The 12,120-nt window shown below is 68.5% G+C and carries 9 protein-coding genes and 1 pseudogene; 3 read left to right on the top strand and 7 right to left on the bottom strand.

All coding sequences use genetic code 11. The annotated features are described in order from the left end of the window. Genes JRZ79_RS19165 through sucC form a run of 3 tightly spaced genes read right to left on the bottom strand, consistent with a single transcriptional unit; the run spans position 1 to position 3,116 of the window. Positions 1–1,047 (bottom strand): site-specific DNA-methyltransferase, encoded by a 1,047-nt coding sequence (locus JRZ79_RS19165; protein WP_010903126.1) that lies wholly within the window; start codon positions 1,045–1,047, stop codon positions 1–3. Positions 1,048–1,101: 54 nt separating this feature from the next. Then, positions 1,102–1,971, bottom strand: a complete 870-nt coding sequence (gene sucD, locus JRZ79_RS19160; protein ID WP_010903125.1) for a succinate--CoA ligase subunit alpha — start codon at positions 1,969–1,971, stop codon at positions 1,102–1,104. Further along, positions 1,968–3,116: an ADP-forming succinate--CoA ligase subunit beta gene (gene sucC / locus JRZ79_RS19155; RefSeq protein WP_012289349.1), complete on the bottom strand. Its 1,149-nt coding sequence runs from the start codon at positions 3,114–3,116 to the stop codon at positions 1,968–1,970. The genes sucD and sucC overlap by 4 nt, the downstream gene beginning before the upstream one ends. Before the next feature lie 117 nt (positions 3,117–3,233). Between sucC and JRZ79_RS19150 the strand changes: the two are divergent. Next, a pseudogene (locus tag JRZ79_RS19150) lies at positions 3,234–3,944 on the top strand (SDR family oxidoreductase). A gap of 34 nt (positions 3,945–3,978) precedes the next feature. On the opposite strand, the gene JRZ79_RS19145 reads toward JRZ79_RS19150, so the two are convergent. Beyond that, the gene (locus JRZ79_RS19145; protein WP_010903122.1) at positions 3,979–4,824 is read right to left on the bottom strand and encodes a hypothetical protein; all 846 of its coding nucleotides are present in this window, start codon (positions 4,822–4,824) and stop codon (positions 3,979–3,981) included. Between the two features lie 102 nt (positions 4,825–4,926). On the opposite strand from JRZ79_RS19145, the gene JRZ79_RS19140 reads away from it, so the two are divergent. Together JRZ79_RS19140 and JRZ79_RS19135 are read left to right on the top strand one after the other, a co-directional pair. Next, a complete protein-coding gene (locus JRZ79_RS19140; RefSeq protein WP_205251986.1) occupies positions 4,927–6,156 on the top strand; it encodes an HD domain-containing protein in 1,230 nt (409 codons plus the stop codon). Positions 6,157–6,207: 51 nt separating this feature from the next. Then, a complete protein-coding gene (locus tag JRZ79_RS19135; RefSeq protein ID WP_010903120.1) occupies positions 6,208–6,651 on the top strand; it encodes a universal stress protein in 444 nt (147 codons plus the stop codon). Between the two features lie 6 nt (positions 6,652–6,657). Here the strand turns inward: JRZ79_RS19135 and JRZ79_RS19130 are convergent, their stop codons facing one another. From JRZ79_RS19130 to JRZ79_RS19120, 3 genes are all read right to left on the bottom strand, one after another. Beyond that, positions 6,658–7,605 carry a biotin--[acetyl-CoA-carboxylase] ligase gene (locus JRZ79_RS19130; protein WP_205251985.1) on the bottom strand — a complete coding sequence of 316 codons (948 nt, stop codon included), beginning with the start codon at positions 7,603–7,605 and terminating at the stop codon, positions 6,658–6,660. Positions 7,606–7,962: 357 nt separating this feature from the next. Next, positions 7,963–10,107 carry a hypothetical protein gene (locus JRZ79_RS19125; protein WP_205251984.1) on the bottom strand — a complete coding sequence of 715 codons (2,145 nt, stop codon included), beginning with the start codon at positions 10,105–10,107 and terminating at the stop codon, positions 7,963–7,965. 138 nt (positions 10,108–10,245) lie between these two features. Further along, entirely contained in the window at positions 10,246–12,078 is a 1,833-nt protein-coding gene (locus JRZ79_RS19120) for an acetyl/propionyl/methylcrotonyl-CoA carboxylase subunit alpha (RefSeq protein ID WP_205251983.1), read from the bottom strand. Positions 12,079–12,120 lie beyond the last annotated feature (42 nt).

The following is a 12,120-nucleotide window of genomic DNA, read 5'->3' as shown; positions in this document are numbered from 1 at the left end:
CTACGCTTCGTCGTCGGTGGGCACGAACGGCTCGTGGGTCGCCCGCCAGCCGGCCGTGGTCGCCTCGACGTCCGCAACCGTATACAACTGGAGGTCCCGCTCCTGGTTCGTTCGCACGGGGACATCGTAGTTCACGGCGTCGTACCCCAGCGCGTCGTCGTCCGTCTCGGCGACGAACGCCCGGTGGGCAGCCAGGCGGTCGGCAGCGACCGCACGCGACAGCTCGGGGGTGGCGGTGATGCGGTCGGCGAACGCAGCCACCACCTCCGGGTCGGCGTCGACGCCCACGGAGTTGCGCCCGGCCACGGCGGCCGCGACGCTGGTCGTGCCCGTCCCCCAGAACGGATCCAGGACGGTGTCGCCGTACACCGAGTACATGTTGATGAGGCGGTACGGCAACGCGAACGGGAACGCCGCCGAGCGCTCCCGCAGCCCCGGCTCGGCGAGGTCTTGGCGGGCCCCGTTGAGGTCGGTCCACACGTCGGAAAACCAGTCGTTGCGCTCCTCCCAGAAGTACGCCGCCTCGTAGCGGCGGTCCGCGCCCGGCTCGAACCCGCGGCGCTCGCCGTTCCGGAACACCAGCAGGTGCTCGTGTTCCAGGGTCACGTAGGCGTTCGGCGGCACCATCCCCGACCCCATGAACTTCGCCGCGGAGTTCGTGGGCTTGCGCCACAGCACGCCCGGCAGCGGGTCGAACCCCAGATCCGCGAACGCGTTCGTGACGCGGGCGTGGTTGTCGTAGACGCGGAACCGGTCGACCGACCGCGTGGCGTCCCCGACGTTCACCACGGCGATCCCACCGGGACGAAGCACGCGCTTGACTTCCCGCCACGCGTCGGCCAGCACCGCGTGCATGCGGTCGTGGGCGCGCTCGCCCGCACCGGCGTCCAGGGCCGCGCCGATTTCGGGGTCGAGATCGGTGAACACGGCGTCCCACATCTCGATCATCGGGTACGGCGGCGACGTCACGACGAGGTCCACGGCGTCGGCGGCCAGTGGCAGGTCGCGCGCATCCCCGACCGCGACACGGTGCGTGGTCTCATCCATCACGTCACGCGACTAGACCCGGCTACAAACCAGTTTCGACGGGGCGCGCGGACGCTACAGCAGCTCCTCGATGTCGTCGGCGACCTCCTCGGGGGTGTCGCCGACGGGAACGCCCGCGTCGTTGAGCGCGCTGATCTTGGAGTCCGCGGTGCCGGTGCCGCTGCCGGAGACGATCGCGCCGGCGTGGCCCATGCGCTTGCCCGGCGGTGCGGTGCGGCCGGCGATGAACCCGGCGACCGGCGTGTCCATGTGCTCGTCGATGTACGCGGCCGCTGCCTCCTCGTCCTCGCCGCCGATCTCGCCGCACATCACGACCGCCTCCGTCTCCGGATCGGCCTCGAACAGTTCGAGGGCGTCGATGAAGTCCGTCCCGATGATCGGGTCGCCGCCGATGCCGATGGCGGTCGTCTGCCCGACGCCGCGCGCGGTCAGCGAATCCACGACCTGGTAGGTGAGCGTGCCCGACCGGGAGACGAGGCCGACGTTGCCCGCCTCGAAGATGTTGCCCGGCAGGATGCCGAGTTTCGCCTCGCCCGGCGTGATGATGCCCGGACAGTTCGGCCCGAGCAGGCGGGTGTCGACTTCCGAGAGGCGCTTGTACACTTTCGCCATGTCCTGGCTCGGAATGCCCTCGGTGATCGCGACCACGAGATCGAGGGGCGTATCGAGCGCCTCGAAGACCGCGTCCGCAGCGAACGCCGGCGGCACGAGGACCACGGAGGCGTCCGCGTTCTCGGCCACGACGGCCTGATTGACGGTGTCGTAGACGGGGACGCCGGCGACCTCCTGGCCGCCCTTCCCGGGCACCGCGCCCGCGACGACGTTGGTGCCGTACTCGATCATCTGTTCGGCGTGGAACTTCCCCTCCCCGCCCGTGATGCCCTGCACCACGACGCGGGTGTCGTCATCGACTAGAATGCTCATTGGATGTCCTCCTCGTCGGCGTACTCGACGGCGCGCTGGACAGCGCCCTCAAGCGTTTCTTCGACGGTCACGAGGTCGTCGTTGAGGATCTCGCGGCCTTCAGCGGCGTTCGTGCCCGCGAGCCGGACGACGACCGGCGTCGGGATCTCGTCGAACTGTTCGAGCGCGCTGTTGATGCCCTTCGCGACCTCGTCGCCGCGAGTGATGCCGCCGAAAATGTTGAACACGACGCTGTCGACGTTCTCGTCGCTGAACACCATGTCCAGGGCGTTGGCGACGCGGTCGGCTTTCGCGCCGCCGCCGATGTCCAGGAAGTTCGCGGGCTGCCCGCCGTAGTAGTCCACGAGGTCAAGCGTCGTCATCACGAGCCCGGCCCCGTTGCCGATGATGCCCGTGTTGCCGTCCAAGCGGACGTAGTCGAAGCCGTACTCGTTGGCCTTGGCTTCGAGGTCGTCCTCGGCGGCGTCCTCTTCCATGTCGGCGAACGCCGGCTGGCGGAACAACGCGTCCTCGTCGAGTTTCATCACGGCGTCGGCGGCGACAACGTCGCGCTCGCTGGTCACCATCACGGGATTGATCTCGACCTCCGTGGCGTCGCTGTCCGCCCACAGATCGTAGACGCCCTGCACGATCTTCGCGACGTCCCCGGCGACGTCCTGCTCGATGCCCGCGTCGTAGACGGCGTTGCGGGCCTGATAGGCCTGCAGACCGAACGAGGGATCGACGTGCTCGCGCACGATGTCCTCGGGGGCTTCCTCGGCGACGGATTCGATGTCGACGCCGCCGCGCTCGGAGACCATCACGACCGGCGCGCCCTCGCTGCGGTCCATGGTCACGCCGACGTACAACTCGTTGGTGAAGTCGACGGCCTCCTCGACGAGAACGCGATCAACCGTGTAGCCTTTGAGGTCCATGCCGAGAATCGACTCGGCGGCCTCGCGAGCCTCGGCCGTGTTCTCCGCGAGTTTGATGCCGCCGGCCTTTCCGCGGCCACCGACGTGTACCTGGGCCTTCACCGCGACGGGGTAGTCGAGGGCGTCTGCGACCTCGACGGCCTCGTCGACGGACGTTGCGAGCGCCGACTCCGGGGTCGGAATGCCCGCATCGGCGAAGACCTCCTTCGCCTGGTACTCGTGAAGCTTCATGCAGTCTGAACGCGAACCTCGCTCAGCATAAACCCCATCGGTCTCCGAATCCGGCGCGTGCTGCCGCTTCGACACGGGGTGCATACGTTTACAACGCGCGCCATTCATGTGGTGTGTATGCATGCCAACTTCGAGTGCGATGGCGACGTTGTGCTCGTGACCGGCGCGGTCGGCGCGCTCGGGAGCGCCGTCTGCCGGGCGTTCGCCGACGCCGGCGCAACCGTCTGTGGCACCGACGTGGTGGCCCCCGCGGAGAGCGACGACGCCGTTCCGACCCCCACGTTCGCGTCGTTCTATCAGGGTGATCTCACGGAGGACACGCAGGCCGCCCACGTCGTCTCAAGCACGGTCGCCGACCACGGCGGCCTCGACGCGCTCTGCAACGTCGCCGGGATGTGGCAGGGCGGCGACCCGATCCACGAAACGGCGGTGTCGGCGTTCGAGACGGTCCTGGACGTGAACCTGAAAACGATGTTCCTCGCGAGCGCGCACGCGATCCCACACCTCCAGGACAGCGGTGGCACCATCGTCTCCGTCTCCGCGCGGGCCTCCCTGGAGGGCGGCCAGGGCGACGGTCCCTAACGGGCCGCGAAGGCCGGCGTCCGCCTGCTCACCGAAACCATCGCCGCCGAGAACCACGGCGCGGTGCGCGCCAACGCCGTCATGCCGTCGGTCATCGACACGCCCGCGAACCGCGAGATGCTGCCCGACGCTGACCACGACTCCTGGGTCGACCCCGATGCCATCGCTCGCGTCGTGCTCTCGCTGTGTTCGGACGCGACGCCGCCCACGAACGGGGCTGCGGTCCCAGTCTACGGCGACGCCTAACCGGACAGCAGAACGAACGGAGCTCGACCGCGCGTTACGCCGACGCGTTCGCGGTGGTGGTCGCGTTCGCGGTCGTGGTCGTGTTCGCGGTCGTGGGTGTCGTCGTCGACGGCTGGCTGGTCGCGGTCGTGGCGGCGTCACTGGCCCAGTCGGGCTGGGTGACTTCCGTCGACCCGATGTCGCTGAAGGTGTAGTTGACAGCCGTCGTCTGCGAGCGGTTCTGCTGTGCGAACGTGGTGTTCGACTGCAGCGAGGTCACCACGCCGTCGTCACGGATGTGCAGCGTCGCGGCCGCCGCCTCGACCGACTCGGGGTCGCGGTTCGCGAACGCCCGTGACGACGTATTCAGGTCCGCCACGCCGTCGGCCTCGTAGACCGCGACCGTGTCGCCGTTCTCAGTGGTGGTGCCCGTGTACGTGAAGTTGAACAGGTCGATGAACGGCCGCACGATGCTGCTGGCGTACTGATCGGCGGTCGGCGCTCTCCCGGACGCGTCCCGGACCTGTGACCGGTTGCCGGCGGCGCGCCGCTCGTAGGCGGTGCCGTTGCCGTCGGTGTACACGGCGACCGTCTGGCCCCGCGGCGACTGCGTCCGCAGGAACAGCGCACCCGAGGCGGCGTTCCCACGGACCACGCCGGTGGTCTCGGCGCGCTGCGTGCTGTTTGCCAGCGACTGTGCGACCGTCGACTCCATCGTGTACGAGCCCGCGTCAGTGAGCGCGCTGGCGTGGGCGTCCACGACGGTCCCCGTGTCAAGGGGCGTCTGATAGATCTGGTCGCCGCTCGATGCGCCGTCGTCTGTCGCAGGGGCGGAGCCGCCGGCGCATCCGGCGACCGCGACAAGCGCCACAACCAACAGGGCAGCAAGTTGCCGTCGCATACCGGTGGTTCGCGTGTCACGGTGAAAACCCCTGTGGACGACACCGCGTCCGGCGCGCGCTCGGTCACACGAGTTATACGAAAACCCCGCCAACAGCCTCCAATGACCACCACGATCAAGGACAGCGTCCACGACCACATCGAAGTCACCGGCGTGGTCGCTGCGCTGCTCGACACGCCCCCGCTCCAGCGCCTGCGCAACGTCGCACAGCTGGGCACCGTCAGCCTCGTCTACCCGTCAGCCAACCACACCCGCTTCGAGCACTCCCTGGGCGTCTACCACCTCGCCGACCGCGCGCTCGATCACCTCGGGATCACGGGCCAGCGCGCCACCCGCGTTCGCGCCGCCGCCATCCTCCACGACATCGGCCACGGACCGTTCAGCCACAACGTCGAGGACGTGATCGAGCGCCACACCGGCAACCGCCACGACGACGTCCACGACCTCGTGGCGTCCGGCCAGGTGGCGTCGGTGCTGGCCGACCACGACATCCAGCCCGCGGAGATCGCCGCCCTCGTGGCCGGCGACGGCGAGCCACTGGCCCAACTGGTCGCCGGCGAGCTCGACGTCGACCGCATGGACTACCTGGTGCGGGACGCCCACCACACCGGCGTCCCCTACGGCACCATCGACCACGGACGACTCATCCGTGGGCTGACGTTCATCGACGGCGATCTCGTGCTGGGCGCGGGCAACGTCCAATCCGCTGAAAGCCTGCTGTTGGCGCGCGCGCTCATGAACCCGACCGTGTACAGCCACCACGTCGCCCGCATTTCGAAGTCGATGCTGCGGCGCGCGGCCGAAACGCTGCTCGCCACCACGGACGTGACCGCGCCGGCGCTGCGCCGCATGGACGACCACGACCTCGTGGCCGCGCTCCGCGCCCACGACGCCACCAGCCGGGTCGCCGCCCGGCTGTTCGAGCGCGACCTCTACAAGCGCGCGGTGTGGGCGGAACTCGGGGACGTCGACGACGACCTCGTCGGCGCGGACCACGACACCGTGCGGGGGTTCGAGCGCGCCATCGCCGCCGACGCCGGCGTCCCCGAGCGCGATGTCATCGTTGATGCGCCCGGCGAGCCCTCGATGCCGGAGTCCTCGACGGGTGTGCTGGTCAACGGCGAGGTGCGGCGGCTCCACGAGCAATCAACGCTCGTGACCGCGCTTCAGACCGCCCAGCGCGAGCAGTGGCGACTCGGCGTCTACACGCCGCGAGCGCACACCGACGCGGTCGGGCGCGCCACGGAGCGCGTGCTCGGGCTGGACCCCGACGACGGGCTCGTCACCGAGGTGAACGCGCCCGACGACTCACCGCCGGGGTTCTCGGAGTGACCACCCGACCGCCCTGTACACTTAACACAGCACCGTGAGAAGCACGACACGATGGGACGCTACGAGCGCATCCTCGTACCGACGGACGGGTCGAACGCGTCACAGGACGCCGTCGCGCACGCCGTCGATCTCGCCGTCGAGCACGACGCGACGGTTCACGCGTTGTACGTCGTGGACACTGCGAGCTACGCGGGGCTGCCCATGGACTCCTCCTGGGAGAGCGTGTCCGCGATGCTGAGCAGTGAGGGAACGAGCGCGCTCGATACCGTGACCGCGGCCGCAAACGACCGTGGTGTCGCCACCGAGCGCGAACTCCGGGACGGCAACCCCGCCATGGAGATCGTGACCTACGCCGACAACGCCGGCTGTGACCTGATCGTGATGGGGACGCATGGCCGCGGTGGGATCGACCGGCTGTTGCTGGGCAGCGTCACCGAGAAGGTGGTGCGATCGTCGTCGGTGCCGGTGCTCACCGTCAGCGGCGGGGACGAGTAACGCCCGTCAGGCGGGCCGCACGTGCTGGCAGTCGCCGGCATGCACGACGGTTGTCGACTCGCCACCAGTGGCAACCACGAGCGCGCCGTGAGCCGTGACATCGACGGCGCGACCGGTGATCGTGTTGTCGTCGTCCTGGGTGATGCGCACGTGTTCGCCGAGCGTTGCTGCGCGCTCGCGCCACGCCGCCAGCGCCGCTTCCGGGCGGCCACGCAGGGCGTCGAACCGTTCGAGGACGCGCTGCACGAACACCCGTCGGTCCGTCTCGCCGGCCAGCGCGCGCACGCTCGTCGCGCCGGGCGCGAGCGCCGCCGGGTCGACGTTGACGTTCACGCCCAAGCCCACGACCACCCAGGACACGCGGCTGGCTTCGCCCTCCATCTCGGTGAGGATGCCCGCGAGCTTTCGGTTGCCGCGCGCGGCGGGTTCGCCGGGCACAACCACGTCGTTGGGCCACTTGATCGCGGCGTCAACGCCGGCTTCCCGGGCGGCGTCCGTGACCGCCACTGCGGCGGCGAACGTGAGCAGGGGCACGCGCGCCGGCGGCAGGTCCGGGCCGAGCACGAGACTCGCCCAGACGCCGCCTGCAGGCGACTCCCAGGATCGGTCCCGGCGACCGCGGCCACTCGTCTGCCGGGTTGCGAGCACGACCGTGTCGCGCGTGCCGTCGGCCGCACGCTCGCGGGCGCGGTCGTTCGTGCTGGGCAGGCTGTCGTGGTGTTCGATCGTGAACGGGGCGTCCAAGTCGACGCTGACCGCGAGCCCGCCGTAGTCGGGCACTCCGGCCAGCGTGTACCCGTCGTGGCCGCTGTCGATGGTGAAGCCGGCGTCGCGGAGTGCGTCGACGTGCTTCCAGACGGCGGCCCGGGAGACGCCGAGTTCGTCGGCCAGCGCCGGCCCGGGTGTGGGGCCGTCGGCCAACGCGTCGAGGACGGCGCGTCGGGTGTCGCTCATTGCCGGTGGTATCCGGCGTGTCCTGTTAAACCCGACTGGTTGAACGCCACACCGCACCGGAGCGGACTGTCCTAATCCGCCACAATAACTCACTCATACCTTTTTCCAGTTTATTTATATCTGTTATGTTCAGATAAATTTAATTTTCAGCGGGTTGTTGATACAGATGTCGATGACGGACTCCAAGTTCACACAGTACCTGTCGGATAATCCACGAATGATCGGCGCGCTGTTCACGATGCTGCTGTTCCTCTCGACAACAGGGACGGCGGCGGCAAGGCACCCTGTCGGGATTATCCAGGGGCCATAGCTGAGTAGAAAGCGTACTGAATCCGCTGTCTCGCTAAAGAAGACGCTTCAGCCGGTTTCTTCGATGGTCAGTTTGTCGCTCCATGTCAGTGTTCCGTCGTAGAGGACTGGAAAGACCCCATGGTCGAAAAACGAACGAACGTCTTCAGCAGCAACGTTGAACGTCCCGATGTGACCAGCGTTCAGATACGACGTGTCGTTCCCGGGGATGTACGGCGTGACGAGCGATCCCAGCGGCGTGTTCGTAGTCGGATAGCCGACCAGAGACACCTCGTAGCCGGCATCGGTTGCTGCCAGCTCAGCGAGCAGCGACACGCCACTCCGGCTCTGCACCACCTGCGCGGACCCATCGCCGACCGTGACGTACTGGTTCCCGAACGCCGTCACGTTGCGAGCGACTGATAGCCCTGCCAGCAGCGAGAACCCGTTGTTCAGCAGTCGCGCGATCGCGTGCCCGACCCGCACGGCGGCGTCGTTGTCGATGTCCGACACGGTGACGATGCCGCCCTGACTCCCGCGATCAACCAGCGCGCGACCCTGCGCGTGCGACTGACAGGAGTTCAGCAGGAACGCGCGGACGCCGGTCGTGTCCAGGTCCCGGGCATCGAGTCGCCCGTCCACACACTGGAAGCCGGTGGCGTCCGTGTGCCCGATGTAGTGGAGGAAGTCGACCGTCGACTCCAACACCGTGGCGAGTTCGCTCGTGGACAGCTCGTGGCGCACCGAGATGTCGAACTCGAAGAAATCCCGCATCCCGTAGACGGCGCTGACGCAGTCCTCGGCGTCCATCGACGGGTCGTTGCAGACGACCACGACCCGGATCGGATCGCTGGCGAGTGCATCGCACGCGAGACTCGCCTGGTAGTCCGCAGCGGTGGCCTTGTTGGCACCCACTGGCACCCCGTCAGCGAGCCACACGTGCTCGATAGACTCCGTATCCGGCGGTACCACGACATCGTCCGCGTCGGCCGCCACGCGTGGCTGGTCGCGGTCCGGCTGTGACCTGCTCCGAAGGAACGAACTCACAGCCTCGGCTCCGTGCCCGGCGTCGGATGTCGTGTCCGGTTGTGCGTCGTGGACCCGGACGTTGGCGAGGTCATCCACGACGAACGGCAGCGCGGCGATGCGTCCGGGGTCCGGGGCAATGTCCGCGGTGACCGGCCACTGCGGACCGTGTGGCTCGGTGACCGCGAACGGCACACCCAGGTATGCCGCCAGCCGTTCGGCGGGCGGCGCGTCGTAGGCCGCCGACAGGTCGATGCCGAGGGTCGGCTCGATCGCGGTGCGTTCGTGCATCGACACCGAGTACAGCCCCTCCGTCCGGACGACACAATCCAGCAAGAACACGTGCTCCAGCAGAGTCTGCACCGCGTCGCCGAACCCACTGGCGGACGGGAACGGATACCGGACGCCGTCGAGCACGAGCGCGCGCTGTGCGCCCGGCCGCACCGTCGCCCCGAGATAGTACGCGAGCGTGCTCACCCGGTACAGGTCACCCCAGTCGGGCGGGATCTCGATGGCGATCCCGGTGTCCGGAGCGTCGAGGGTGGCGGGCGCGTCGAAGGCGTCACCGCGCTCCACGAGCGGTGGATGGCCCCGTAGCGTCGGGAACGACCGCTCCGGTGTGGTGGTTTTCAGCGCGGATCCGAACAGTGAGACCGCGCGCATGCCGTCCCGCACGTCGTCGGTGATGGTGATCGTGGCCTCGGGGGCCGTATGCAGCGACCGCGCGCCCAGGCGCACGGTGGCCGTGGCGTCGAAGCTGATGACCGTCGAGTCGTCGGTGCGGTGGATCTCGAAGGGGTCCGTTACAGCCAGTTGGAGCTTCATCGACCCGATGTCGACATCCAGGGCGTACGCTCCCTGGTCGGGATACGTCGCCGACTCCTGGTTGGTGGTTTTCCCGACGAGCGTCCGGTCTGGCTGCCACACGAACACGTCCACCAGTGCCGGCAGCGTGATCCGCGTCGTGTCGAAGGCAACCGCGCTATCGACGGGCAACGCGAACCCAGCGTCACTGCTGGTGTGCCACGCCTCCGCATCCGGCTGCCGAGACAGTCCATGCGCCGAGCCGGTAGCGACAGGCGTTGGGGCCACCCGGGACTCGGTGTACAGCTCGAACTGGGCGTTCTCGATCCGGTCGTGAACACGCAGCCCGGTCGGGCTCGTGGTCGGCGTGAATGCTGGGTTCATGGTGCGGCCACGTGACACCGCACGGTTCGACTGCCGCCGCCACGGAGCGCGGCGTCAGCCGGCGGTGTCGTCGGTCGGGTCGTGTGGGAGTAGCAGACAGCCAGGCGACATAATGACTCCGGTCGCGGAACCGCCCGTCTAGTCGATGACCACCAGCACGTCGTCCATGTCGACGCTGTCGTCCTCGCTGACGGCGACCTGCGTGACCGTGCCACCGTGGGACGCCACGACGTCGTTCTCCATTTTCATCGCTTCCAGCACAACCAGCACGTCTCCCGCGTCGACCGCATCGCCCTCGGACACGGCCACGTCCAGGATCGTCCCCTGCATCTCCGCCGTGACCGTCTCGCCGTCGCCCTCAACGACCGTCTCGCCGTCGTCGGCTCCGCCCGCGGGCTCCGGCGGCCCGCCGCCGCCGGTGTCCGCTTCGGGGGCCGCGAACTGCGCCGCGCCGCGCTCCTCCAGGTTGACCTCGAAGCGCTTGCCGTTGACTTCCACCGTGAAATCCCGCTCCACCACGTTCTCATCGGCACTGCTCTCGGAGGCCGTCGTCGTCCCCCACTCCGCCTGGGCGTCACTGATCCGCGACTCGTCGATGTCGCGGTCGAGATACTTCGTCGTGTGCGTACCCCCGACGAACGCGTCGTCGGTCAGCATCAGCCGATGGAACGGGATGATCGTCGGGATGCCCTCGATGTCGTACTCGGCGAGCGCGCGCCGGGACCGCGCCAGACACTCCTCGCGGTCGCTGCCGTGCACGATGAGCTTCGCGACCATCGAGTCGTAGTCGGTGACGAGATCGTCGCCCTGCCGGAGGCCGTCGTCGACGCGCACGCCGATGCCGCCCGGCGGGTCGTAGGTCTCCAACTCGCCGCCCGTGGCGGGCGCGAAGTCGTCGGCCGCGTTCTCCGCGTTGATGCGGTACTCGACGGCGTGGCCGTCCAGTGCCACGTCGTCCTGCTCGAAGGTGAGCTCGTCGTCGGATGCGATCTTGAGCTGCCACTTCACAATGTCGACGCCCGTGAGCGCCTCCGTGACGGTGTGCTCGACCTGAATCCGGGTGTTCACTTCGAGGAAGTAGAACTCCGTCTCCGGCCCGAGGAGGTCACCGGGCTCCCGCTCGGTGTCTTCCTCGACGAGGAACTCGAAGGTGCCTGCGTTGTAGTAGCCCGCGGCGTCGGCTCCACGCCGGGCCGCCGTCCCGATCTCCTCGCGAAGCTCGTCCGTGAGCGCGGGGCTCGGGCCTTCTTCGATGACTTTCTGGTGGCGGCGCTGCAGCGAACAGTCCCGCTCGCCGAGGTGCCGGACGTTCCCGTGGTGGTCCGCAAGGATCTGGACCTCGATGTGGCGGGGGTTCTCCAAGTAGCGCTCCAGATAGACGTTCGCGTTGTCGAAGTACGCCTCACCCTCACGCTCCGCCGACTCCAGTTGGTCTTCGGCCTCGTCGGCGCTGCGCACGATCTTCATGCCGCGACCGCCACCACCGCCCTCGGCCTTGATAGCGATGGGGTAGCCGTGTTCCTCGCCGAACTCGTGGATGTCAGCGACGGACTCCACGGGGTCGGTGGTGCCGGGAACGATGGGCACGTCGGCCTCCCGCATCGTCTTCCGGGCGCTGGTCTTCTCGCCGAGCTGGCGCATCGAGTCCGCGGACGGGCCGACCCACGTGACGCCGTCGGTGTCCTCGACTTTGCCCGCGAACTCGGCGTTCTCGGCGAGGAAGCCGTAGCCGGGGTGGATGGCGTCGGCCCCGGCCCGCGTGGCCGCGTCGATGATGGCGTCGTGGTCGAGATAGGAGTCCGCCGCGCGCGCCGGCCCGACGTTGTACGCCTCGTCGGCGTACCGCACGTGTCCGGCGTGCGCGTCGGCATCGCTGTACACAGCGACCGTGTCGACCCCGAGGTCGTCACACGCCCGCATCACACGCACCGCGATCTCGCCGCGGTTGGCAACGAGTACCTTCTCGAACATTCTTGATCGTTCGTTTCAGAGACGGCCTACTCATAGCTTCGG

This window comes from Halobacterium sp. BOL4-2 (assembly GCF_016917835.2).
Taxonomy (GTDB): domain Archaea; phylum Halobacteriota; class Halobacteria; order Halobacteriales; family Halobacteriaceae; genus Halobacterium; species Halobacterium salinarum.
Note: the sequence above shows the minus strand (reverse complement) of the source record. Positions and strands in the feature narration are given on the sequence as shown.